Source organism: Lysinibacillus sp. FN11 (assembly GCF_024628845.1).
In the GTDB taxonomy this organism is placed as follows: domain Bacteria; phylum Bacillota; class Bacilli; order Bacillales_A; family Planococcaceae; genus Lysinibacillus; species Lysinibacillus capsici.
Map to the genome: position 1 here is coordinate 2,006,820 of NZ_CP102383.1, position 25,670 is coordinate 2,032,489.

Annotated in this window: 22 protein-coding genes, 5 pseudogenes and 1 riboswitch; of the genes and pseudogenes, 8 read left to right on the forward strand and 19 right to left on the reverse strand. The window is 39.7% G+C overall.

The genetic code is table 11. The annotated features are described in order from the left end of the window. Window positions 1–11: 11 nt before the first annotated feature. The 5 genes and pseudogenes from NP781_RS10730 (at window position 12) to NP781_RS10750 (ending at window position 4,677) form a co-directional block, all read left to right on the forward strand. Window positions 12–302 carry a HesB/YadR/YfhF family protein gene (locus NP781_RS10730; RefSeq protein WP_004227919.1) on the forward strand — a complete coding sequence of 97 codons (291 nt, stop codon included), beginning with the start codon at window positions 12–14 and terminating at the stop codon, window positions 300–302. Between the two features lie 187 nt (window positions 303–489). Next, window positions 490–2,033 (forward strand): annotated as a pseudogene (locus NP781_RS10735) (spore germination protein). 25 nt (window positions 2,034–2,058) lie between these two features. Continuing rightward, window positions 2,059–3,258 (forward strand): Ger(x)C family spore germination protein, encoded by a 1,200-nt coding sequence (locus NP781_RS10740; protein ID WP_221682866.1) that lies wholly within the window; start codon window positions 2,059–2,061, stop codon window positions 3,256–3,258. Between the two features lie 5 nt (window positions 3,259–3,263). Further along, window positions 3,264–3,497 (forward strand): hypothetical protein, encoded by a 234-nt coding sequence (locus tag NP781_RS10745; protein WP_221682867.1) that lies wholly within the window; start codon window positions 3,264–3,266, stop codon window positions 3,495–3,497. A gap of 31 nt (window positions 3,498–3,528) precedes the next feature. Continuing rightward, window positions 3,529–4,677, forward strand: coding sequence for a GerAB/ArcD/ProY family transporter (locus NP781_RS10750; RefSeq protein WP_221682868.1), 1,149 nt, complete (start codon window positions 3,529–3,531; stop codon window positions 4,675–4,677). A 40-nt stretch (window positions 4,678–4,717) separates the two neighbouring features. Here NP781_RS10750 and metA read toward each other — a convergent pair. After that, window positions 4,718–5,652, reverse strand: a pseudogene (gene metA, locus NP781_RS10755) (homoserine O-succinyltransferase). A 123-nt stretch (window positions 5,653–5,775) separates the two neighbouring features. Next, window positions 5,776–5,887: riboswitch (SAM riboswitch) on the reverse strand. Window positions 5,888–6,090: 203 nt separating this feature from the next. Here metA and NP781_RS10760 point away from each other — a divergent pair. Further along, the gene (locus NP781_RS10760; RefSeq protein ID WP_004227912.1) at window positions 6,091–6,462 is read left to right on the forward strand and encodes a nucleotide excision repair endonuclease; all 372 of its coding nucleotides are present in this window, start codon (window positions 6,091–6,093) and stop codon (window positions 6,460–6,462) included. 50 nt (window positions 6,463–6,512) lie between these two features. Here NP781_RS10760 and NP781_RS10765 read toward each other — a convergent pair whose 3' ends face one another. Further along, entirely contained in the window at window positions 6,513–6,899 is a 387-nt protein-coding gene (locus NP781_RS10765; RefSeq protein ID WP_257522240.1) for a hypothetical protein, read from the reverse strand. Window positions 6,900–6,922: 23 nt separating this feature from the next. Beyond that, the gene (locus NP781_RS10770) at window positions 6,923–7,705 is read right to left on the reverse strand and encodes a TrmB family transcriptional regulator (RefSeq protein ID WP_221682870.1); all 783 of its coding nucleotides are present in this window, start codon (window positions 7,703–7,705) and stop codon (window positions 6,923–6,925) included. A gap of 125 nt (window positions 7,706–7,830) precedes the next feature. Between NP781_RS10770 and NP781_RS10775 the strand changes: the two are divergent. Then, window positions 7,831–8,600, forward strand: a pseudogene (locus tag NP781_RS10775) (TSUP family transporter). 40 nt (window positions 8,601–8,640) lie between these two features. Here the strand turns inward: NP781_RS10775 and panF are convergent. The 16 genes and pseudogenes from panF to NP781_RS10855 all read right to left on the reverse strand — a co-directional run bounded on the left by panF (window position 8,641) and on the right by NP781_RS10855 (window position 25,130). After that, a pseudogene (gene panF / locus NP781_RS10780) lies at window positions 8,641–10,085 on the reverse strand (sodium/pantothenate symporter). Continuing rightward, window positions 10,085–10,348: a YhdT family protein gene (locus NP781_RS10785; RefSeq protein WP_004227902.1), complete on the reverse strand. Its 264-nt coding sequence runs from the start codon at window positions 10,346–10,348 to the stop codon at window positions 10,085–10,087. Before NP781_RS10785 ends, panF begins: the two are co-directional and overlap by 1 nt. A 253-nt stretch (window positions 10,349–10,601) precedes the next feature. Beyond that, a complete protein-coding gene (locus tag NP781_RS10790; protein ID WP_257522241.1) occupies window positions 10,602–10,937 on the reverse strand; it encodes a Rossmann-fold NAD(P)-binding domain-containing protein in 336 nt (111 codons plus the stop codon). Beyond that, window positions 10,924–11,157, reverse strand: coding sequence for a Rossmann-fold NAD(P)-binding domain-containing protein (locus tag NP781_RS10795; RefSeq protein ID WP_257522242.1), 234 nt, complete (start codon window positions 11,155–11,157; stop codon window positions 10,924–10,926). Before NP781_RS10795 ends, NP781_RS10790 begins: the two co-directional genes overlap by 14 nt. Before the next feature lie 61 nt (window positions 11,158–11,218). Continuing rightward, window positions 11,219–12,694, reverse strand: coding sequence for a class I adenylate-forming enzyme family protein (locus NP781_RS10800; protein ID WP_257522243.1), 1,476 nt, complete (start codon window positions 12,692–12,694; stop codon window positions 11,219–11,221). Window positions 12,695–12,708: 14 nt separating this feature from the next. After that, the gene (fabG, locus tag NP781_RS10805) at window positions 12,709–13,440 is read right to left on the reverse strand and encodes a 3-oxoacyl-ACP reductase FabG (protein ID WP_257522244.1); all 732 of its coding nucleotides are present in this window, start codon (window positions 13,438–13,440) and stop codon (window positions 12,709–12,711) included. Further along, entirely contained in the window at window positions 13,424–14,335 is a 912-nt protein-coding gene (locus NP781_RS10810) for an intracellular short-chain-length polyhydroxyalkanoate depolymerase (protein WP_257522245.1), read from the reverse strand. Before NP781_RS10810 ends, fabG begins: the two co-directional genes overlap by 17 nt. A 12-nt stretch (window positions 14,336–14,347) precedes the next feature. Continuing rightward, window positions 14,348–15,352, reverse strand: coding sequence for a 3-oxoacyl-ACP synthase (locus NP781_RS10815; protein ID WP_257522246.1), 1,005 nt, complete (start codon window positions 15,350–15,352; stop codon window positions 14,348–14,350). After that, a complete protein-coding gene (locus tag NP781_RS10820) occupies window positions 15,349–16,365 on the reverse strand; it encodes a branched-chain amino acid ABC transporter permease (protein WP_221682875.1) in 1,017 nt (338 codons plus the stop codon). The genes NP781_RS10815 and NP781_RS10820 overlap by 4 nt, the downstream gene beginning before the upstream one ends. Continuing rightward, a complete protein-coding gene (locus tag NP781_RS10825; protein WP_004227888.1) occupies window positions 16,362–17,234 on the reverse strand; it encodes a branched-chain amino acid ABC transporter permease in 873 nt (290 codons plus the stop codon). Before NP781_RS10825 ends, NP781_RS10820 begins: the two co-directional genes overlap by 4 nt. Before the next feature lie 15 nt (window positions 17,235–17,249). Then, a pseudogene (locus NP781_RS10830) lies at window positions 17,250–17,956 on the reverse strand (ABC transporter ATP-binding protein). Beyond that, window positions 17,931–18,707: an ABC transporter ATP-binding protein gene (locus tag NP781_RS10835; RefSeq protein ID WP_221682878.1), complete on the reverse strand. Its 777-nt coding sequence runs from the start codon at window positions 18,705–18,707 to the stop codon at window positions 17,931–17,933. The pseudogene NP781_RS10830 and the gene NP781_RS10835 overlap by 26 nt, the downstream one beginning before the upstream one ends. A gap of 60 nt (window positions 18,708–18,767) precedes the next feature. Then, window positions 18,768–20,003, reverse strand: a complete 1,236-nt coding sequence (locus NP781_RS10840; RefSeq protein WP_257522247.1) for a substrate-binding domain-containing protein — start codon at window positions 20,001–20,003, stop codon at window positions 18,768–18,770. Between the two features lie 380 nt (window positions 20,004–20,383). Continuing rightward, window positions 20,384–20,917: a GNAT family N-acetyltransferase gene (locus NP781_RS10845; protein ID WP_221682880.1), complete on the reverse strand. Its 534-nt coding sequence runs from the start codon at window positions 20,915–20,917 to the stop codon at window positions 20,384–20,386. Between the two features lies 1 nt (window position 20,918). Beyond that, complete coding sequence (locus NP781_RS10850; RefSeq protein ID WP_257522248.1) at window positions 20,919–21,737, reverse strand: alpha/beta fold hydrolase; 819 nt, start codon at window positions 21,735–21,737, stop codon at window positions 20,919–20,921. Between the two features lie 204 nt (window positions 21,738–21,941). Next, the gene (locus NP781_RS10855; protein ID WP_221682882.1) at window positions 21,942–25,130 is read right to left on the reverse strand and encodes a winged helix-turn-helix domain-containing protein; all 3,189 of its coding nucleotides are present in this window, start codon (window positions 25,128–25,130) and stop codon (window positions 21,942–21,944) included. Window positions 25,131–25,341: 211 nt separating this feature from the next. On the opposite strand from NP781_RS10855, the gene NP781_RS10860 reads away from it, so the two are divergent. Next, window positions 25,342–25,656: a hypothetical protein gene (locus tag NP781_RS10860; RefSeq protein WP_257522249.1), complete on the forward strand. Its 315-nt coding sequence runs from the start codon at window positions 25,342–25,344 to the stop codon at window positions 25,654–25,656. Window positions 25,657–25,670: the final 14 nt, after the last annotated feature.

Sequence of the window (25,670 nt, forward strand, 5' to 3'; positions counted from 1 at the left end):
GAGCATTTGAAATGAATATTGCATTGACAGATGAAGCCCTACAATGGTTCAAACATGAAATGGAAGTTGAACCTGGTGATACAATCCGTTTTTATGCACGTTATGGTGGCTCAAGTCCGTTTCATGAAGGCTTTTCACTAGGCATGACACGTGAGGAACCTATTGCCATAGGTGTGCAGACAGAAATTGATGGTGTTATCTATTATATTGATGAGAAAGATCTTTGGTTCTTTAACGATCACAATTTACATGTTGATGTTGATACAAGTAAAGATGAATTACAATACGACTATCGTACATAAAGCAGTCTGTCCTTTCAATAGATGAAAGGACAGACTGTTTTTTATTTATTCCAAAACAAGACACACAAAAGTCGCAAGGGATTTGATATTGCCACAAATAGCTAGATTTTTCATATCTCTTTCGTTTATCTCTCAAAAAAATTGTCCATTCTAAAGGTAATGAACGACCAATTGAGGAGGAAAACACATGTCCATGTCTAACCATAACGAGACCTCCCCATCCCATACAACGAACGATTTATTGTATACTTCCCTATCTAAAAATATAAAAATCATTCAACAGTCACTAGGGCATAGTAATGATATTATCATACGGGAAATTGCGATTGGAGAGACTGCCCCCATAGCCTCGCCATAATTTCCATTGATGGCTTATCGGATAAAACGGCTATTTCTGATTCTGTTATCGATAAACTGATGGCAAATATTGAAGAAGAACAAGATATTGAAATAACAACAATTAACCAATATGTTCGGAATTCCTATTTAACAGTAGGCGATGTCACGAATATCGAGCATTTCACAACACTCTACAATGCTATTCTCAATGGTGAAACGGTTATTTTATTAGATGGCTTTGCTGAGGGGATTGTGACAAGTACAAGAAGTGCCAAGGATCGAGCTGTCACAGAGCCATCGACGGAATCCGTTATTCGCGGACCGAGGGAATCCTTTACGGAAACCTTGCGTACGAATACAGCGCTCATTCGTCGCAAAATAAAAAGTCCGAATCTCTGGATTAAGTCCCGTGTAATTGGAGATGTGACACAAACAGATGTAGCGGTGATGTATATAAATGGCATCGCCAGTGACAAAATCGTCGCAGAGGTATTGGCTCGATTAGATCGTATCAATATTGATGGCATTTTGGAAAGTGGCTATATTGAGGATTTTATTCAAGACTCAAAAAACTCTATGTTTCCAACCGTCTATAACTCCGAACGTCCTGATGTCATCGCAGGTGAATTATTAGATGGCAAAGTGGCGATTCTAGTTGATGGCACACCTTTTGTCTTAGTCGTACCAGCGCTATTTACATCCTTTTTACAATCAGCAGAAGATTATTATCAGCATTGGATGATTAGCTCACTTGTACGTATATTGCGTTTCTTTGGTATCAGTCTAGCATTAGTAGCACCATCCTTGTATGTAGCGATTACTACCTTCCACCAAGAAATGCTACCAACACCCATGTTAATTAGCATCGCTTCACAAAGGGAGGGCGTACCCTTTCCTGCAGTGGTAGAAGCGCTTATTATGGAGGTTGCCTTTGAGGTCTTAAGGGAAGCTGGACTTCGTATGCCTCGAACAATCGGTCCTGCGGTATCCATTGTAGGTACTTTAGTTATTGGTCAGGCAGCAGTTGATGCAGGGGTCGTTTCCGCTGTAATGGTAATCATCGTAGCCCTAACAGCGATTTGCAGCTTCCTATTCCCTGCCTATGGCTTATCGAATACGATTCGGGTACTACGTTTCCCATTAATGATTTTAGCTGCTATGTTTGGTTTATTCGGTGTAATGTTTGGCATTATGCTAATTATTCTTCATCTATGTAGCATTCGTTCATTTGGTGTACCTTATTTAAGTCCATTCGCACCGTTGGTACTACAGGATCAGAAGGATGCATTTGTGCTGTTCCCGCGTAGAAAATTACTTACACGACCTCGTTTAGTGAATCAAAAAAATATTGTTAGAGGACATAACTATATCAATGTAAAAGGCAGGAAATAACTTCAGGATAAATGAGGAATAGAATATGGCAAAATTAAACTGGATTTGCTTACTATGTATCCTCACTTTACTGTTAAGTGGTTGCTGGAGTAAGCGAGAATTAAATGAATTAGCCATTGTCGTAGCACTAGGCATTGACAAAATAGATGAGGAATATGAAATTACAGTTCAAATTGTCGATCCTAGTGAAGTCTCAGTGCGACAAGCTTCCACTCAACGCTCACCTGTCGTTAGCTATCATTCGAGAGGCGAAACCATCTTTGAGGCGATTCGAAAAATGACGACCATCGCTGCTCGAAAGCCCTATTTTGCCCACCTTCAAGTGGTTGTTTTAGGGGAAGATCTTGCTAAAGAAGGCATGAGTGATGCACTTGATTTAATTGTAAGGGACCATGAATTTCGTAAGGATTTCGACGTCATTATGTCTCACGAAGCAACAGCGAAGGAAGTATTAAATGTACTAACACCTATCGAAAAAGTTCCTGCTAATAAAATGTTAAATTCCCTGGATGTCTCTGAAAAGGCTTGGGGCTCCACAATAGCTGTTAATATTGATGAATTAGTCAATACGTTAAGCAATAAGCAGAAAGGGGCATTAATTTCTGCTATTGAAATTCATGGCGATAAGAAATTAGGGGTAGATCAAACAAATGTGCAACGTGTTAAAGCACCTGTGCTATTAGGTTATACAGGTTTAGCAGTCTTTAAAGGAGATAAATATATAGGGCTACTGACTGAAAGTGAAAGCAAAAGTGTTAGTTTTCTTAATGACAAAATTCAAAGTACGATAGAAATCATTGCCTGTCCTAATAAAGGGACCTTGTCTACTGAAATTACCCAATCCACTACAAAGGTGAAAGGGTCATTTAAAAACGGGAAACCGAAAATCGATGTTCATATTAATGTAGAGCAGAATGTTGGAGAGGTCGAATGTGATATCGATCTTACCAAAAATAAATCGATTGATTACGTTAACAAAAAAACAGCCCAGGGAATTGATGAACGCATAGAAAAAACAGTAGAGAAAATTCAACAGCAATATGAAGTAGATGTTTTTGGATTTGGGGATGCCCTACATCGGGCAGATCCTAAGCAGTGGAAAAAAATCAAGGATGATTGGACTTCCATTTTTCCAGATTTAGCAGTGGTAGTTCATGTAAAGGTAACTACCCAAGGTTCAGGTACGATGCAAAATTCATTATTAAACAAGCCAAAGGAGGAATAAATGCAATGGTACTAGCCGTAGCTATCTTGATCATCGCGATAATCATTGCGCTTATTTTTATTCCAAAGCTAAAAAAGCAACAGGATAGAAAAGCCATGATTGTATTCTCCTTTTTGCTTCTTATTGGAACGGCTTTAAATATGGGGATTGCCCTGAAAATCCATATTCCTAGCCCATTAGATTTGATTACCTTTATCTTCACACCAATTAGGGATTACATTGTGTCATTCACAAAATAGAAAGATGGACTGAGAAACGGAGGGTAGCTTGATGGAAAAAGAGATAATTAGTTCAAGACAGTTTACAATCGTTACCTTCCTCTATTCTATCGGTACAGCGATTTTAATTATCCCTTCGAGTATTACTGGTGCCGCTAAGCAAGATGCTTGGATAGCAGCAAGCATTGGTGTTCTCCTTAGTTTACTGGTACTAAAATTATTTTTAACACTGGCCAATCAAACACCATCTCTAAACTTTATCGAGGCTAATGAAAAAATTCTTGGGCGTTTTTTTGGGAAAATCACAGCAATTTGTTTCCTGATTATGACCTTTCTTTCGGCTGGAGAATTACTCTATTTTATAGGTATTTTCATGAAAACGGAAGTAATGCCAGAGACACCGACATTAGCATTTGCCCTACTGTTCAGTATCATTATTATGTATGCCGCTTATTTAGGAATTGAGACCTTTGCCCGTTCGGCAGAAATCCTCTTCCCATTGTTTATCTTTATTTTTATTTTTTTCGTCCTTAGTATTACCCCTCAAATTACATTTGAGAATATTCAGCCTCTACTAGAAGCAACCAAAACATCTATGTTTTATAGTATTGCACGCTTTATGAGTATCTTTTCCTTTCCATTACTTGTATTAATGATGCTCTATCCTACTGGTGTCAATGTACAGCCGTCTGCACAGAAAGGGCTATATATTGGGGCAATCTTTGGTGGAATCGTCTTAGTTACGTTGATTGTCCTATCGATTCTTGTATTAGGTCCTGAAAACACAGCATCAAGGACTTTTCCTAGCTATGCCTTAGCACAAAGAATATCTATAGGAAATTTTTTACAGCGTATAGAGATCATTATGGCATTTATGTGGATTTCGTCTATTTATATTCGTACATTTATGTATTTCTATACGACCGTTGTTGGCCTCGCACAAATTTTAAAGATCAAGGATCATCGCCCACTCATTATACCGATGGGGATAATTGTTATTGGACTTTCTCAAATTGTTCATCCAGATATTGTGCATTCTACTAATTATAATAATGAAATTTGGCCAATCTTTTCCTTTATTTTCACCATTTTATTACCCATACTATTGCTGATTGTGGTAGTTATTCGAAATCGTAAATCCAAAGCTCAAAAAAACGAAACACCTCAGCAGGAAACAGAAAATGACAATCAAAAAGTCTAATTTCTTTTAAAGCTAGAAAAGAAATTAGACTTTTTATTAATTAAATATGATATTCGATTTCATCTACAAAATCCCATTCATATGGTGTTTCTTGGTAAACATAGTAGTTCAACCAGTTAGAGAATAATAGATGCGTATGGGCACGCCATGTATTCATCGGCACTTGTGTCGGATCGTCATTCGGGAAGTAGTTTACAGGAACAGCGATATCTATGCCCTTCGCCACATCGCGACTGTATTCATCGGCTAGCGTTGTCGCATCATACTCTAGATGCCCCGTAATCATAATATTTTTATTATCTTTTGATTGTACAATAAATACCCCTGCATCCTCTGAATAGGATAATAATCGTAGATCTGGATGATTGCGAACCTCGTCAATCGAAACAGATGTATAGCGTGAGTGGGGCGCAGTAAATAAATCACTAAAGCCACGTACCAAATCTACAGTTAAATCTGTAATCACATGGGAATAGACACCTGAGCATTTAGCAGAAAGCTCGACCTTCCCAATGCCATAATGATGATACAATGCAGCCTGTGCCCCCCAACATATATGTAGCACAGATGTCACATTCTTTTTTGACCAATCCATAATTTCTGAAATTTCCTGCCAATAGTTGACCTCTTCAAAAGCCATTTTTTCTACTGGCGCACCAGTTATAATCATACCATCATAGCGGCGGTGTCGAATCTGATTGAACGTTGTGTAAAAAAGCTGCAAATGAGATTTACTCACATTTTTAGACTCGTGTGTGGCTGTATTCAAAAAGGTAATATTCACCTGTAATGGTGTATTCCCCAATAAACGTAATAATTGGAGCTCTGTTTTTTCTTTTTCAGGCATTAAATTTAATATTAATATATTTAATGGACGGATTTGCTGTGTTTTCGCACGATCTTCTTCCATGACGAAGATTTTTCCTCACGTAAATGTTCTCCAGCTGGTAAATTTTTCGGAATATTAATTGGCATCTTGCTTTCCCCTCTCTATAATCACTCTCTTTTAGCAAACCTTGCTTGCATAGGATGCAACAAAATTAAAAAATCCTCCTCATTCCATACGAGATAGAATGAGAAGGATTTTTTTCACGTCCACTCTTATCTCTCAAAGGAAAAAATCCTTTGCTGGAATTAGCACCTTTCTAACAATTGTTAGAGGTTGCTGAAGCGTCATCGGGCCAAATCCCTCAGCTTCTCTTGATAAGATTATTTAATTATCTTGAATTGTAACACGAACTAGTTAGAATATCAATAATTCATAGAATATTTTGTGATTCATGTGCATGTTCCTTGCTCAATTGATGTACACTAAGCTTGCTATATGTGGTGTTTCTGCATTTAAAATTTATGGTAAACATGCCGTAATTATGTTACCATATACTTTTAGTAAGAGAGAGGAACGTGAATAGTTTGATTAAAATTGAATTTCCAAAACCAGATCTAGTAATCCGTCAACGTGAACAAGATTTAAAACCAGGTGATGTGCCAATCACACCTTACTTCGGTTTTATTGACTTCCATAAAATCACACGTGATAAAGGCGGCATTTTCTTATTCTATAATGACAAGAATGAGCTATTATTTGTTGGGAAAGCACGTAAAATTCGTCAACGTATTAAAAAACATTTCGAGGATAATGTATCTCCGATGAAAAACCATCGTGATGAAGTGTTCAAAATTGAAGTCTATGAAGTAGAAGATCCAATGGAACGTGAAATTTACGAAACATACGCGATTAATACTTTCCGCTCTAAATATAACGTAGACAAAGTCTTTTATTAGACATCTCATAAAGAAACCGAAATCTCATCTAAAGATTTCGGTTTCTTTTATCACATAATGGTCATACGATCAATGGGCGTACTCTGACCGTTTATTCGCAAATCAATGGTATCAAGCTCAGGATTCTTGACGGTGATTTGAAAAACATAGGGCTGAGCCTCTTTCCTTTGCTCGCTGCCTTCTTCTAACTGGATGATAAGCCTATTTCCCTCAGCTGTAATACTTGCCAATACATTCCCTTTTGAATAATAAACAAGATAATATGGAGCATCATTTTCATGTAATAGTTGTATTCTGTCATTAGAAACAATATTTTTTTGGACATTATCTGGGACAACCGTTAGCTCATGAATCGTTGGTGGATTGGTTGGTGGTGTAGCATTACAGGCTCCTAGCATGAGTAAGCTCATTAAACCTAGCAACACGAATTTTTTCAAGTTACTCCCCTTCCCTTATAAGACTATTCTAAGAAAAAAGCTTTCCGCTCCTTAGCAATCCAGTCTTCTAACTCCTGATCATCCCGTTTTACTAACCGATTAATGAGTACATCATGCCATATATAATCCTCTAACAAATAAATGTGAACGGAATCATTGGTGATAAAGGCCGTCTCTTGGGTAGATGGAGAATGACCATAAATCATTTCCTGACCATCTACCGATAAGATAAACCAATGCGGTGTCGACGCTTTTTTTGTATAATGTGTGGCTCTATGCTGGTCAATTGAGGCTAGATGCTCTCCTACATATAACGTAATGCCATGAACAGGAACATGCAGCGCCACCTCTTGCAAATCTTCACGTAAGACCTCATACATATCTTCCCACATCGACAGCATCACTTTTTTCTTCGCCTTCTTTAGAAGTGACTGACAATAATTGATAATAGATTCCCTGCCCTTCAGCATGACCACTTTAGGCTCAGCTTCCTGCACTTTTTCCTCTAATTTCTCTAGCTTCCCGCTTATAGACGTAAAATTCGACTCCCAGCGCTGTTGCATTTGCTGTAAGAACACAGACACAGGCATTGCCGAATAGGTCGTTTGTTCTGCGGTCTCTTCTTTTAACACGATGCCCTTTTCTACAAGGATATTTAAAATATCATACACTCTTGCACGTGGTATGCCAGAATTTTTACTAACCTGATAGGCACTGACATGACTTTGCTGAACAAGTGCCGTATAGGCCTTCGCTTCATATTCTGTAAAACCCATTTCTTTCAGCTGGGTGATTAATTCCTCCATGTAATCCCTCCATTATCTTTATTATAGGCTACCAATGTGAAGATTTGCCAATGAAAAAATGGGGTTTACAGCGCAAATAAAATTAGTTACTATTTCAGTAGTAACTAATTATAAAGAGGTGTCATATGTTGTTTGAAATCGATGTACATATTCTCATACTATTAATTTCATTTGGATTTCTGGCGGCTTTTGTTGACTCAGTAGTGGGAGGGGAGGTTTAATTTCACTACCAGCCCTACTATTTGTTGGGCTCAATCCAGCCGCTGCTGTTGCCACAAACAAACTAGCAGGAGCTATGGGCTCGCTCACTTCCTCTATTTCTTTCTATCGTTCTGGCCAGCTGGACATTCGCTCTGTCCTCAAATATTTTCCACTAGCATTTATCGGATCATTATGTGGTGCTTGGACTGTGCATCTGATTAATCCAGCATTACTAAAGCCATTAATGCTTGTTATGCTGGCGGCTGTTGGGGTATATACGATCTTTAAAAAGGATTGGGGTGCCGTCGCTACCGTAAAAAATCTATCTAAAAAACATTTGTTTTTATTTATGCTGCTATTATTTGCTATTGGTTTTTATGATGGATTTCTTGGTCCTGGGACAGGGTCCTTTTTAATCTTTAGCTTCTTACTGGTAGGCTTTGATTTTTTAAAGGCGGCTGGTAATGCGAAGTTTTTAAATTTGGCGAGTAATGTGGCTGGTGTTTGTATGTTTGCTTACTTAGGTCAAATTCATTATGTTTATGGTCTAGTCATGGGCATTGCGCAAATTGGTGGGGCTATGCTTGGCTCACGCATGGCAATCAAGAAAGGAAGTGGCTTTGTCCGCACACTATTTATTGTCGTTACAATGACATTACTTGCGAAAAATGCCTATGATTTTATGATGCATTAAAATAAACGCCACAGAATTTGAAATCTGTGGCGTTTTGGCGTTAAATCATAAGCTTTTCGTTTTTAAATTTATGACTAGTGGACAAACTGACAAGCACAAAAATAAAGAAGGATGCGACAATTGGTATCGTGACTGTATGCATACCAAAGACAGAAGGATAAAACCGATCAATCATAATGTACAACAACATGCCTGTAATCATCGACGCAATCGCTCCGTATTTATTGGCTTTTTTCCAATACAATCCTAAAACGACTGTCCAAATAAAGACAGCCTCTAGTCCACCAAAGGCAAATAAGTTCAACCACACTAATAAATCAGGTGGATTGAGTGCAAAGATGACAACCGCTAGGCCTATGACTGTTGTTACAATAAAGCTTGCACGCTTAATCTCTGCATCACTAGCTTTCGGCTTCATATAATTTAAATAGATGTCTTTGACAACTGTAGAGCTGACAAGCATTAGTAAAGCATTAACCGTAGACATTGTCGCAGCCATTGGTGCAGCTAAAACGATTCCTGCTAAAAATGGCGGTAATACCTTCAATGTCAGGAGCGGCATGACTTTATCACCAATTTCAATGCCAGGTATGACAGGTCGGGCTAACACACCAATTAAATGCATGCCAAACATGATTGTCCCTATGGCAATCGTGCCAATAAGAATCGCTTGATGCATACTTTTGGAATCCTTATAGCTCATCGCACGAACCGCAATTTGCGGAAGTCCTACAACCCCTACACCGATGAGAATCCAAAATGTCGAGACATACAAAGGTGTTAAATCTCCTTGTGCGCCAAATGGTGACACTAAGTCAGGATTTTCAGCAACCAGTGAGGCCATTATATTGTCGATGCCTCCACCTGCCACAATCGTGCCGATTAATAAAATAATTGTACCAATCACCATAATGGAACCTTGGACCGTATCTGTTAGCGCAACCGCACGGAAACCTCCAATAATCACATATACTAACACGGAAATCGCAAAAATAAACAATGCTGCAGTGTAGCTTAAGCCAGTTAACGACTCAATTAAGCGTGCACCCCAACCCATTGAGCCATCATAGCCGAAAATAAGAAAACAATGATGCTAATGGCTGATAAAATAACAATGACATGGCTTTTGTAGCGTTCGCGTAAAAAGTCGATTAACGTAATGGCCTGGTAACGACGAGCAATAATGGCGAATTTTTTCCCTAAAATCATGAGCACAAAATAACCTGCTGGTAGCTGAGCCATTGCCAGTAATACCCACCCAAGTCCTTTTGTATAGGCTACACCCGGTCCTCCGATAAAACTACTCGCACTGCCATATGTAGCAATCATCGTCATCGCAAGGATAAAACCACCCATTTCACGACCACCTAGGAAATACTCCTGTAGGAATGAATTAGAGGAGCGTACATGCTTATTGGCCCAAATACCGATTCCAAATATAATAATTAAAAATAATAGCAATGGAAATACAACTTGCCAATGCATTAGCGATCCACCTCCTCATCATCAAATGGTACCTCTTTGAAAAAGAGTTTCATCACAATCCAGATAAGAAGGATCATAAAGCCTGTCCCAGCGATACAGCTATAGAAAAACCAGGCAGGAAAACCAAATACATACGTATAATTTCTTGGATCTCCTGAACCTAATCCATAGGCAAAGCCAAACCAAATTGCAAAGTTGACAAGGACGAGTCCAATTCCGATAAGCGCCTCTCGATGCGCTATTTTAAAGCGTTGATCTTTCACATGTAATCCCCCTAACCTACTCTATTTTACTGATATGTCGGTCTGATGGGAAGAGATGTGAATAAATAAGGATAAGTTATATAGAAATGATTTTGTTATACTAAGTAAAATGTAAGGAGAAAAAAGTTGGCTGATTCTGACGTTTTTCACACAAACCTAACATTCCCTCACAATTATGTAGACATCTAAAACAAACTGCTAATGGAAATATGTAAAAACCTTCGTCCATCTAGTTAGACGAAGGTTAGTTAGTTTATAACGGTCGCTTTGCCCAAGGTTGTAGCGTCCCGACGATATGAATAGGTTGATCCTGTTGAATAGCAGCAACGACACCTTGCGATATTTCCTCATGTGTCAGCCATCTCGCATGACCTTCTTCCATCATAAAACCTAGCTGGATTTGTCTGTATTGCGAACGAGCATGGAGCTTCAATTTCTCTTGGACTTCACTTAAATTCGCCTTACTCCCCAACACATGAAACAGTTTCCATTCCCCGTTATTCTCTATTGAAATTACATTGGAGATGTTCTCTAATGTAGTGTCCGCATAGGAATGAATCCAAGCAACGACCAATTCAAATGGGCCCATTATGCGCGAGCGTTTCTTCTAGCTCCTCTTTTAATAAGGCTATATCACAATAATCAACTAAAATCGGCGTTAGAAGGGCGGGTTTGGTTGTTCTATTTCGCAAATCTTCCATTCGATGGGCACTACGTCCAATTACTGAGACATGGTAGCCATTATTCACTAACCATAGGGAGGTGTCTGCCAACATCCCTGTTCCACCAATAACTAATGCGTGGGCCATTTATGTGTCCCTCTCTTATTTCGGAATTAGAAAGACGAGCGTTTCTTCCTTCTCATCATACTTAACAGATAGATGAATCAACAAGCCTATACAATGCCTTTTTATCGATTTTACCAACGCTTGTTTTCGGTAGTTCGTCTAAGAAAATCATTTGTTTTGGAATCTTATAACGACCTAATTGTTGATGACATAGCTCATTAAGATCATCTAATAGAGAGGCTACCTGGTGGGGACAAACAATAAAAGCTGTCACGATCTCACCCCAATAGTCATCACCTACACCAATCACGGCCACCTCCCGCACATCTGGATGCCGTAGTAGACATTGTTCTACTTCCTGAGGATAGATATTTTCACCACCTGAAATAATCATTTCTTTTCTACGCCCAACAATATAAAAATCGCCATCCGCATCCATCATCGCTAAATCCCCTGTTTTCAACCAGCCATCTTGCAGGATATTGGCAGTTTCTTGCTTGTTATTCCAGTAAAAGCGAAACATATGCTTCCCTCTTACCAATAGCTCTCCTACTTCTCCAGGTGCACAACTTTTTCCTATATGATTGATGATTTTAGCTTCATTGAATTGCATACTTTTCCCGACAGCCCCCTTTTTTGCATAGGCACGCTCTCGGTCAATATAAAAATTATTGGGTCCTGCTTCTGTTAAACCATATCCCTCTTTAAAAAATAATCCCTTATTATAAAAAGCATCGTAAATAGGATGAGGGCACGGGGCACCGCCAGATAAAAATACCTTCATGGAAGGAAATTGATTTTCCTGAAAATACTTCGTAGCAATCATTGCTTGATACATAGTTGGCACAAAAAGAGAAATTGTCGTTTGATATTGGTTCGTTGCTTGTAGTGCCTCCTCTGCATCAAATTTATCGCCAATAACGACGGTTCCTCCCGCCATAAGTAAGGGAATGCATAAAGCATTTAAGCCACCAGTATGAAACATCGGCATATAATTTAATGTCCGATCTTGAGCATGTAAACCCCAGCTAATAATAGTATTCATGGCATTCCAATTGACCGACTGAAAGGATAACACTACCCCCTTTGGCTGACCCGTCGTGCCTCCTGTATAAATCATTAACCAAGGATCATCCACATCCACGTCTTGCCTACTTGGTTGTATCTCCTTCTCATGCTGGCTAACATGAAGTGAAAACATTTTTTCTAAAACCAAGGGACAATAACTATCCTCTTCGTATAATAGGATAGCAGGCGTCGCATCCTCCAAAATTTGTGTTAGCTCCTCCTTGCTTAAGCGCCAATTTAACGGCACATAAATGAGCCCACGTAGCCCGCAGGCAAATAAAACAGCAAACAATTGGATATGATTTTTCGCAAAAACAGCTACTCTACTTCCTTTTTGTAGCTGCTGCCGTTCGAAAAATTGACTCCATTTGCCGATTTCCTCAGATAATTGCTGGTAGGTCCATTGTTCCTTTGATGTTAAATTAATCAAGGCGATGTGGTGAGGTGTTAAAGCTGCACGTTTTAAAATCCATTCTTGCTCAACAAACATTTGACTACCCCCTATCACATCATAATTGCGCCATCCACATGCAGAGTATGCCCATGAACGTAGGAGGCCTCATCAGATGCTAAAAATAAATAGGCATTGGCAATATCACGTGGTGTCCCTAGGCGTTGTAGGGGGACGATTGATCGCATTTGAGCCAAAATATTTTCAGGCATTTTTTTGACCATATCTGTTTCTGTAAAGCCAGGTGCCACTGCATTAACATTAATCCCCTTACGCCCTAACTCCTTCGCCCATGTTTTTGTCATACCTACAATCGCTGCTTTTGTCGCTGCATAATTAGTTTGACCAACATTGCCATATACTCCACTAACTGAGGATGTATTTATAATTTTGCCTCCACCTGCTGCCACCATATAGGGAATGACCTCCTGTGTACAATGGAAGACACCTGTCAAATTGACATCTAGCACCTGTTGAAATTGATCCTCCGTCATTTTTGTCAGCATGGCGTCTCTTGTAATCCCCGCATTATTCACTAAAATATCAATCCGTCCTGCCTGTTCGATCACTGCCGTCACCAGCTGTTTAACGCTCTCTCTACTTGCAACATCTACTTGTATAAATACAGCATTTTCACCTAGTTGTTGTGCTGCTAGAATGCCTGCTTTATCGTCAAAATCGGCGATAAACACCCATGCCCCCTCCTCGATAAAACGTTCAGCAGCCGCATAGCCAATACCATTTGCAGCCCCAGTAATGATAGCCACTTTATTGTTCAAACGCATACTGTCTTCCTCCAATTTCTAAAAAAGCTTCAATTTCAGCTGTTAATTGTGCTAAATCATCGATTAACGGTGAATGCCCACAGTCTTTTAGACCTACAAACTGTGCTGTTTTGCCTAAATCCTGTAATAACTCTGCATTCATTTCCTCTGTAATCACCAAATCACGATCCCCTCGTAGCACTAAAATTGGGATATGAAGCAACAAGGCCTCCCGAGAGCCTTTTGCCACCTCATTGTCAACAGCGCTTATGTTAAATGTATTGAGTGCATGATATACTTCTGCTAAATTGCGCTGTGTAAGCATATCCTCTACATATTCTTGATATTTCCCTTCGTTTGGTCGATGATGCGTATAAATTAATGCATTCCATATAGACTGTAAGCCATCCACATTTTTTGCATCGTAGAAGCCTTGAATAAGCTTTGTTTTGGATGTATCCACCAATACCTCCTCATAATGATAGGCTCGCTTAAAGGAGGCTTTATTGCCTGTTCCTAAATCCGTGTAAAATGGATAGCCACGTGTAGAAGCAGACGCAAGTAAAATCAGTCGTTGACAGTATCCTGGATAATTTGCTGCAAACTGCATACAGACAGCTCCACCTGTTGACCAACCAATCATATCAAAGCTTTGCAGTTGTAGGGCATCCACAAATAGCTTGACATCATCACTAAAATCTTTAATAGCAGTGATTGGCTTAAGATAGGATGATTCACCAAAACCACGTAAATCTATCGCATAAATAGTATATTTGTCGTCTAAAGCATTCATCAGAATATCCCAGTGCTTAGAAGATGTCATATTGCCATGTACCAACACTAAAGGATGACCTCCACCTGATCGCTTGCGATAGGCCATTGTCTCTCCATTTGCTAGTTGAATCGTTTTTACCATGCCATTTCCCCCTTATCCCCAACGTATTGTGATAGCGCCCCATACATAGCCAATGCCAGCACTAACAAGCGTCACAATATCGCCTGCTTGAATTTGATTTTGCTCCTGTGCTAGCTGTAGGGACAAAATTTGATCAATCTGACCAATATGTCCATAGTCTTGCAAATAATTAGACTGCTTCTGTTGTAAGCCAAGCTCCGTTAAAATATAATCATGTGCAGATCTTTTCATATGCAACATCGCTAAATAATTTAGCTGATCGTCACTGTATCCACTTTTCGCTAAAGAACTGCGAATGACCTTCAAAAAATTGCTTAAAGATTTTTGTTCTAGCCGCTCCTTCATCCCAATGGGGTCCAAAACGTCAAGCTTATATAAATTTTCGGTTAAATGGGTTGGGGTTAAAGGATTTTTCGTTCCCCCAACTGGCACGACTACATCCTCTGAGAAAGAACCATCCGTTATAATATCTGTCTCTAATAGCAGATTTTTTTCATAGTTCTTTTGTAATAACATGGCGCCTCCCCCAGCCGCTAAATTGTACATAAAGCGCGTTCGTGGATTGCTGTAATCGATAAAATCAACATTGCGATAACCACCTGCTAACAGAATGGTTCGTATCGTGTCATCTGAGGCCATTAGGCTTTTCGCCACTTTCAACGCCATGATTGTAGTGCCGCAGCGTAATTGCACATCAAATGCCCATGCATTAACTGCACCAAGCTCCTCCTGCATTTTAATAGAGGCTGTCCAGAGTGGATATTCCTTATATTCCTCCCCCATATAGATGACAACATCAATATCCTTAGGGTCTATATTCGCTTTTTGAATCGCTTCCTGTGCTGCCCAGATACCCATTTGCACTGTATGATCAGACTTATCAGGAATTGGCTTTTCATGAATGCCCATTTTTTGACGGATAATGTCCTCAGGAATATTGGAAACAGCCGCAATTTCCTGCGATGTCATCTTCTGTTGGGGTAGATAAATACCCATACTTACAATACCGACTGTCATTCAAATCGCTCCTTTTCCTGAGGCAGGGGACCTGTCGTTTTTCGTTGCTTTAGCCTTCCTCGCCACTTCCAAAAGAGCAATCTTAGTGAGCCAATAATACCCTTTGGGAAGAAGATAACAGCTAAAATATAGAGAATCCCGAAGAAGATAATCCAACGTTCAAAAATAGGATAATCTCTTGCAAGCCCTGACAGTGCATGTTGCGCATATTCAATCACTGCCGAGCCTAATAGCGGCCCCACTAAAGTACCAACCCCACCGATAATCGTCATTAACAATGCATCCAGCGTAATATCCATGGCCATGACACTCGTGTTAACGAAGCGCAATGACACTGCATATAAGGAGCCTGCAAAACTTGCTACAATGCCTGCCACAACTGAGGCAATGACTTTATAGTGCAACGTGTTAAAGCCTAAAGATTTCGTCCGTTGTTCATTTTCACGGACGGCAATTAAAATACGACCTGTTGGTGAATTAACAAAGCGGTAGAGCGCCAAAAAGATGACAACCAAGCTTGCTAGCACAAAGAAATAGAAGGTCATTCGATCTCTAAATAGATCAGGTGCTCTGAATGTAAAGCCATCATTGCCATACGTAACAGAGCGCCACTTTTCAGCTAAGACTAAAAATAACCCCGAAAAAGCTAGCGTCAGCATCGCAAAAAAATGACTTTTTAAGCGTAAGGTTAATAAACCTACTAAAAAGCTAATGAAGCCTGCTAGTATCATGCCTATCACGATAGACAGTACAAAAATCAAGAGTGTGTGATCCATCTGCTTAAGCATGACTGCTGTTGTGTAGGCACCAATACCGAAGAACATGGCGTGCCCAAAGGAGACGATGCCTGTATAGCCTAGTAAAATATCATAGCTCATTGCCAATATCCCAAAAATAAAGATTTGTGTGAGTAAAATAAGTAGTGTCCTTGAATCATTGACAAAAGGAAGGATAATAAAAATGACAAGTAACAGGAAAAAAGCGAAAGCGCGTAAGGATATTTTGTGGTTCATGATGTTCGCTCCTTTCGCATCGCAAACAGCCCCTGAGGACGGAAAATTAAAACGATTGCCATTAAAATCATATTGACCGCTAGTGACAGCACAGGGACATAATAAGCCATAAAGCTACCTGCTAGCCCCACTAAAATCGCTGCAAGTAAGGAGCCGGAAAAACTACCCATACCGCCAATTACCACAACAATAAAGCCTAAAATGGCATACTCCATGCCCATTTCTGCATAAATCACACCTGAATAGGGAGCCATCAACATCCCACTAAGTGCCGCCAGAGCAGCGCCCACCATAAAGACATATAAAAATACACGCTTAATATGAATACCGAGAGCCTGCGCCATTTCCTTATCCTGCACACCAGCCCGAACGATCAAGCCAATCTTCGTGCGCTTCAGCATATATTGGAAAATACCAAAAATCACAAACCCTATGACAATAATAAATAAACGATATTTAATGATGATCACATCACCAATTTCCCAGCTTCCTGCTAAATAACTTGGTGTTTTTACTGCCACCCCATTTGGACCAAAAACCACCTTAATAAGCTCCTGCAAAACGAGCATCAACCCTAAGGTAATTAAAATTTGCTGAATATGATTGCCGTAAACAGGCGTAATAATGAATTTCTCTGTCAGCAGTCCAAGCAACGCTCCAGTCACAATCGCGCCTATAATCCCAACGATAAAACTTTCTGTCAACATATAGGTAAAGATGCCCGCATAGGCCCCCCAAACAAATAACCCACCATGCGCAAAATTCAATACATCCATTAAACCGAAAATTAATGTCAAACCAGCTGCTAGCAAAAAAATTAACATCCCAGTGGCCAAACCATTAATGATTAAATTGACCAATAGCTCCAATGTTAGTCACCCCCTCTATCCAATACCAAGATACTTGCGTTTTAGCTCTTCATCATAAATCAAATCCTGCATATTGCCCGAATTTACTGTTCTCCCATCATCAATTAATGAATAGGTATCACCAATTCGACTAGCCATGATAAAGTTTTGCTCCACTAGAACAATGGACGTTTTCTTTTTCATTTCCACAATCGCTTCCATCACTTTTTCCACAACTATCGGAGCAAGTCCCTTGGAAGGCTCATCTATCAGTATTAATTGGCTATCATTGATAAAGGCTCTTGCCATGGACAGCATTTGCTTTTGACCACCCGATAAATGCCCACCAGCCTTTTTCCAAAACTTCTTTAAGTCAGGAAACAGCTCTAGCACATATTGCTGTCGCTCTAATGTGGCTGAATCCTCCTTGCGCATCGCTACCTTCATGTTTTCCTCTACCGTTAAATCTGCAAAAATCCCTTGATTTTCAGGTACATAGCCGATTCCTAATTTAGCCACCTTATAGGTAGGGCTTTTTTTATCGATTGGGAGCGAAAGGCAATGTCACCCTTTGTTGCAGGCGTTAAACCCATTATCGTTTTTAGGGTGGTCGTTTTCCCTGCGCCATTGCGTCCGAGCAGTACAGTAACCTGCCCCTCCTTCGCTTCAAAATTAACGCCCTGCAAAATATGATATTGACCAATATGCGTGTGAACCTCATTTAATGTCAGTAAGGTGGTCATCGTACAGCCCTCCTAAATATGCATGTTGCACAGTATCATTATTCATAATTTCCTCTGGTGAACCATCTGCTAATAGCTGACCATTGAACAACACCATAATAGAATCCGATAAATCCAAAATCATATCCATTTTGTGTTCAATGAGCAAAATGGTTTTATCCCCCTGCTGTTTTATGCTTCGAATAATTTCTAAAATCGTAGGTACTTCCTCTAATGACATCCCTGCAGTTGGTTCATCGAGCAGTAGAATTTCTGTATCTAACGCGAGTAGCATGGCAATCTCAAGCTTTCTTTTCTCTCCATGGGATAGCATTGTTGCCTGGGCATCTCGTTTATTGTCGAGTAGCACAAGTGCCAATAACTCCTCCGCTTTGTCCGTAATTGCCTGATAGCTTTTGTAATGGCGGAATAGCTGATAACGAATTCTCTCCTTGGATTGGACGGCTAAACGAACATTTTCGAGAACTGTTAAGTTTGGAAATACATTGGTAATCTGAAAAGATCGTCCCAATCCCATTCGAGTTCTTTCGATGGCTGACTTTTGGGCTAGTGATTGCCCTTTAAAATACACATCACCCGCAGTTGGCTTTAGCTCACCACTAATCAAATTAAAGAAGGTTGTTTTCCCAGCACCATTCGGCCCAATAATGGACTTTAAATGCTTCTCAGGCATTTGAAAATTAACGCTATCCACAGCCGTATGTCCCCCAAAACGAATTGTTAAATTATCTGTATATAATATAGGCTCCATTCTCTACTCCCTTCCTTCTCACGTTTATGTAGAGAGACAGCCATGCTGCCTCTCAATTCTTTAATTCATAACGGGGGGTGCTGTTTCTTCAGGACTTAGCTCCCGAATAAGTACTGGTACTGGATAATCCACACCATCTCGTTGCTCTAAGCGAATCGAATACATGGATTGTAGAGCCTGGTGATCCTCTTCACGGAATGTCATCGTCCCTTTTGGTGTTTCAAAGGACATACCTTCCATAACGTCGATTAACTTGTTGGCGTCTGCATCCCCATCCGATTGTTTCAATGCCTCCACAATAGCAATCGCCGCAGACATGCCGCCAGGAGTAAATAAGTCGGGCACTTCATTGAAACGTTTTTGATGTTCATCTACTAACCATTGATTGACATCATTTTGAGGAAGTGTATGATAATACACCGAGAAGCCTTCCATCCCAACCAATGGGTTCATAAATTGAAGCGCAATAATATCCGGCGCACCCGTCGAAATTTTAATGCCCTTTTCTTGAATTTTAAGATCTGCAATTTGATTCCATGGTGAATTTGCCCCTGCCCATACCACAAACAAATAGTCTGGCTTCGCATCAATCACCTTTTGCAAATTGGAAGTAAAGTCTGTTGCAGCAGGATCTGCATACTCCTCTAGTACAATTTCAGCCCCTAATTCCTCCGCTGCTGTTTTAAAGGCATTCACACCATCCCAGCCAAACGAATAATCTGGCGCAAATGTAGCGATCTTCACACCTTTACCTGCAATAGCCGCTGCCGCTGCATAGGCATCCTGTGATGAATTACGACCTGTACGGAAAATATACTCATTGAACTCTGAACCTGTAATACTGTCAGCCACCGCAGGCTCTACCACCATAATTTTTTCATACTCCTCGGCAAGCGGTAGAACAGCGAGCGTATCACCCGAGCTTGAAGAGCCGACTAAAAAATCAACCTGATCATCTTCTAAAAGCTTTGTCGCTTTTTGCACAGCCACCTCTGGCTTTGTCTCTGTATCCTCATATACAATTTCTATTTTCTTACCATTGACCTCCATCGTGCCGCCTGTTGCATACTCAATGCCTAAATCAAATCCTCGCTGTGTCTGCTTCCCATATGACTCAAGTGCCCCAGTTAACGATGCAAGCACACCAATCTTAATTGTGCCGCCTTCCGCAGTGACCGCCTTCGTCTCCCCATCAGAAGAATCCGCTTCCGTTGCACCGTCTTTCGTTTCCCCATTACAAGCCACCAACAACACAGCCAACATCACTAAAAGAAACCAATACCACTGCTTCCTCATCCCATATCCCCCTTCAAAATAAGCTCCCTAGAAAGCGCTTTCTTGCTATGACAACACTATATAAAAGTTCAGTTACAAATTAGTTACAAGCTAGATGGCTCAAATATGAGCCACCTAGCTCTGTCCCGAAAGTGTAGCGAAGCGTAACGACAGGGACAAACATAGTTCTATTCCGAAAATGCAGCGAACCAGAATGGCAACTAAACAACATTTCTTAAAACAAAAAGCAAGAATGTTTAGAAATCAACATTCTTGCTTTTTAGAGTTCACATTTATTTCTTATAATTTGTTTCTCATTATTGCAGTGATACATTGGATTCTTATTGCTTTTTTCCTTCTGCCTAGTTTTATACCGTAAAGATGACTTTTAATCGTACGTTTCATGATAACCATTCTTGTTTCAACATACTATACAATAATGAATCTCGCCAAACGCCATCTTTCATTAACATGTTTTCACGTAATACTCCTTCTTTTGACATTCCTATTTTTTCTAACACTTTAGATGATCCAATATTTCGAGGGTCGCAAGTTGCATAAATACGATGGAGCTTTAATGTTTCAAAGCCAAAAGTGACCAATAATTTAGCACTCTGCGTTGCTACTCCCTTACCCCAATAGTCTGGATTTACAATATAGCCAATTTCCCCAACTTTATTTGTAAAATCCTTAATCATCATTTCTACTGCACCTATTACCGTTTCTTGATGAATAATAGCAAAAACATATCGTTCCCTTGGTGTTTGTGTGGCTTCATCGAGAGCATCCTGAATGAATTCTTTTGTATCCTCTTCTGAATTCGGTCCCCATGTTTGATACCTACTAACAACCTCCTGGGAGGCATATTTATGCACATCAACCCAGTCTTGCTGCCTAAATTCTCTTAAAAGTAATTTATCATTTGCAAGTATCACTTTAATCCATCTCTCCCTCTACACGACTCAGCCATTCACTCATCAGCTCAGTAAACAATCCAGGTTGCTCGATCTGCAAATTGTGGCCAGCTCTATCTAAAATGGCGAAGCTTGCTCTGGGAAACTTCTCTAGAAGTGAAAACGCGTCCTTATAGCCAACCACAGAATCTTGTTTACCAAGCAAAAAGAGACTTGGCTTATCAAAGGACTTTTCGTCAACGGTAAAGGAAAATCCGTAGCTTTGCTGAATTTTTTCTAAAAATGCCTGATCTGCTAGATTACACCCTGCCAACACCTCGGTTGAATAGCGCTCCCAATTATAGGCATCTAAGACAACTTGATTAGACATAAAATCATCTTGCTCCTGCTGACTTAATGTTGATAAAAAAGCAGTATCTGCTTGTACAATACAATGCGGTGGCACCGTACGTTGTTCTTTTTCAGGAATGATGAGAGGACAAATAAAGGCCGTACCTAAAAGTTGATCCACTGATTTCCTCATAATACCGCGCGCTAAATAGCCACCATAAGATTCACCAACCAACAGGTACGATTCTTGCGGAATGATTGTGTGTACAAATTCGATAATTGCTTCTAGCATTTCATCCGAGTTCTGAATCGATGTATAGTCTGTTGTCTTCCCCATTCCTGGAAGATCCACATAAATACGTTTCCACCCTTCACTTTCTTTAAATACAGGCTCCATACAGCCCTTCATCAAACGATGATCAGGAGAAAAACCATGTAGCATGATGATAGGTATCCCTGTTCCAATTATTTCGTAGTATATATTCGCTTTTTTCGTCTGACAAAATGGCATTGTTGTTCCTCCAAATAGGTTACATTTTTTTATAGTTTATATAGACTACGCCACTGTTGGAGCGAGTTGACACGGTTTATAAGCGGCTCTAGCCTTAATTAGAGCGCTTTGTCTACTCTTAGGAGCGGGCCTCCCCTCAATAGGAGCACTTTCATACTACTTAGGAGCAGTTCGAATCACTTCGCTTAGCCTAAACAACACTGGCTAACCCATTATCAAGTCATAAACTGACATGGTGGATTCCATTGGGGTTGTGTTAAGCTCCTGTTGTAATTGCTGGACACATTTTTCATACCATTTTAAGGCAAGAGAGCGATTTTGGAGCTGGTAGTGGCTGTACATGAGCAGGCGATACGCTTCCTCCCAAAGTGCATCCTCGCGTAGCATCTTTTCTGCGAAAAAAATGGCTTTTTTATATTGCTGTTGCCTTGTTGCATTTTGTGCCAATCGTTCCAAAACTTCGATATATAAAAATTGTAGCTTTTCACGGTCCTGCGTTAGCCAGTCGATTTGCTTTTTTTCCGCATAGAGCACATCCGTATAGCTTGCTTCTGCTAATAAGAGCCACTCATTGGACAGCTGTGGATCAAATTCGTTCATTCCTAAGCTGTAATAATAGTGAAAGCGTTCAACATCAATTTGGAGAAAAGCAATATTTTGTAACTGATACATATTATTTTTCCGCTGAATGAAAAAGCCCTCTTGTCTTGCATGGCGTTGTGGCTCTAACACTTTGAGTAACGTATTTAAGACCACCTTAAAATCTCGATCCAAGGACTCGACACTACGCTCGGGCCATAATGCCTGTGCTATTTCTTCCTTTGGAGTAAAGCGATGGCGATGGCAGTAGAGGTACACGAATAATTCCTTCGATTTATCACGTTGCCATTCTTTGTCTTCCAGCTTTCGTTGTGTACGAATTAAATGTAAACTTCCAAAAAGATTCATCTGTACTTCATCATGCGGATAACTAATACTATCCTCGACCTGAAAATGACTTTGCAATGATAAGATAGCTGGATGCTCCATCTGACATATTTGACTAAATTGCAATAGCTCGTAAAAAACCATTCGATTGCTTGGACCAAGTATCGTTGGTCTTTGTAAGAAGTATTCATAGCCATTTGAAACACATAGTTGTGCAAACTGTTGAAAATACTGTTGAAACGGCTTCTTATTACACTCTTTCAGGGCAATCATTGATTGATAAAATAACACATGCATCAAGCCATTGCGATCACCGCACTCCTGAAATAGTTGCTGTGTCTTCTTTAATAATTGCTTCGCTCTCCCCATTTCTTGCTCAGTAAGGATGATTTTTACTTCTGCTAAAAGAATAAGCGCAGTCATCCAAGCATCTTGAACTTGCTCGGTTTCCTGTAAGCCCAGTGCTAAGTATTTCTTCGCCGCTACCATATCTCCTAACGAATGTTTGACAATGGCTAACCCCATATATGGCTCAGCCTTCACACGAGAAATATTAATGGCATTCATGAGGGTCAATGCTTTTTCATAGGCTTGACATGCCCCCTGATGATCTGGATAATCCATTAACAGCAGTGCATGAGCCTTTCTGATATACCCAACCGCCTCTATGAAAATAGACTTCTCCTTTATTCCTCTTCGAATTCCATGTTGGGCAGCATACCAGGCTTCTTTGCCCTGACCTAACAATGCATAAACGAAAGCTGCCAGCAGTTCACTTTCACGATGGGTTGCAACAAGCTGAGGCGGTAATTCAAGTCGCTGCGCTAATAACTCCTTGGCTTCCTGTAGTTGTCCTGTTCGTAGTAAAACACGCACATCGACATTCGCTCGTTGTATGACATTCTCTGGCAATGCAACGTCCTCCATAAAGAGCTGTGCACCCTTGGCCTTCCCTAGATTCACTAAATTTTCAGCGTATTGCCGTTGAAGTTCTAGTAGTTCCTCTTTGCGCAATGGTGTATGTTTCGCAAGCTCTAATGCTTTCTCAAGATATGGCTCTGCTAAAGCTGGTTGAATAGTGTCTAAGTAAATATGGGCTATCCCAGCTTGAGACTTTGTCATAAATAGGTGATCACGCTGCTGCTGTGCGATGATTGCACATTTTTCATAGGATTGTTTTGCTTTTTCATAATAAGCTCGGTAGCGATGACATTCGCCCTCAAAATAATATAATTTATAAAATTTATCTTTTTCCTGTGCACTAAATCGATTGATTTTTTCGAGCAACCATTCAAATTGACCAGCATGTACGATTGATTCTGCATGAAGCTGTAGTAGCTCTCCACAAAAATGATGATCATTCGTTTTAAAGGCATGATACAGGACAGCTTGAATATTTTGAAGTTCTCCATAATACAAAGCTGCTTGTTTATGAAGATCCGCATGTAGAGTTGGAAACTGTCGCCATTTCATTTCTAAAAATCGACTAAACAATGCATGAAAACGATATAAGCCATCTGTTGTCACAGGTTGAATAAATAAATGACGCTGAGTTAATGCATTTAGCATTTGCGCAATCTCAGTGCCATAAAACGCTTCCAATAACTCCGCAGAAAAAGTTGGAAAAATCGCTAATTTTAAGATAGTCTCCTGCTCAGTAGCAGTCATTCTACTATAAACTTCCTCTGATAAATATGTGAATAGCTCATTTGTGGGAATCCTCAGCCAATGATCTAACGAAGCATGATGCCATTGCTCTGCCAATAAAGAGAGGCTAATGGCCCAGCCCTCAGTGATCTCTAAAACCTTTTTTATTTCAGCTTCGGATAAATGTACATCTACATATTCTTCGAAAAACACCGCAATTTCCTCAGCTGAAAAGGCCAGTTCGTCCTCTTTCATAACCAACCATTTTTTTTGCAGCCTTAATTTCCTCATAATATCCCAATTGGGTAGTGTTCTTGAAGCAATAATAAAATGAATGCTAGGTGGAGCAAATTCAATGATTTTTTCCATGAAATAATTAATAGGAAAAACATGGTCTACTAGGTGAAAGTCGTCAATCACGATGAGAAGAGGCTCCTCTATATCACAGAGGCAATTGATAAATAGCTTATACCAACGATTGAGCTCATCCATCTTAGGAAAGCGTGATAATTGATCCCATCCACCAAATGTATGACCAAACTTCGGTACGACGCGCTGTATACTAAAAAAGAGATGTCTCAAAAAGGGTAATAAATTATCATCTTCATCAGAAATACTGTACCAAGAAAATGTACTTGATTCGGTTGCAAGAAATTGAGTTAGAATGGTTGTTTTACCATACCCTGCACCGCTATGCAAAAAAGTACAAGTATGATGACGAGTTTTCTTTAGCGTTCGCATTAGTGTTGCTCTATTAATGCAATGCGTGGATGGATTGGGCGCCATACATTTTGATTGAATAACAATATCTGCTGTCATTTAAACATAACCTCCATATTTTGTAAGGTTACAAAAATTTCTACAAAAATTCAGATTATTAAATTATTGACAGTTTACCATATTTTTTATGTATTTTTATAGATTTTATCCCCATTTTTTGTTTGTGGAATGGAAGTAGAATTTAGTTTGTATTTTCTTCCTAATTTTTTTACTCTGTTATATTACTAAAATTTAGAAGAAAAGTGGATAAATGAATAGTCTTGATAGAGCAATGAAAAGGAAACAGAAAGCAGAAAGAGTTTTAACTGACTTACAATTGATTCAGAAATGGCGCACTGTAGGCGATTGCTTTGTAGTAGGGGCAGCTGCTTATAATTTGATGGTTTCCCCCGATATTGACCTTGAAACATTTTATGATGTACCTAATCCTCACATCATAATGAGCGAATTAGCCATGCTTACACTGAATAAGAACGTCATTGAACTTAAATATAGAGATTATACGAGTTCCGATTTTAATGGATATTATTTTAAACTGCTTTACCGAGCGGAGGAACTTGAGTGAAATATGGATATGTG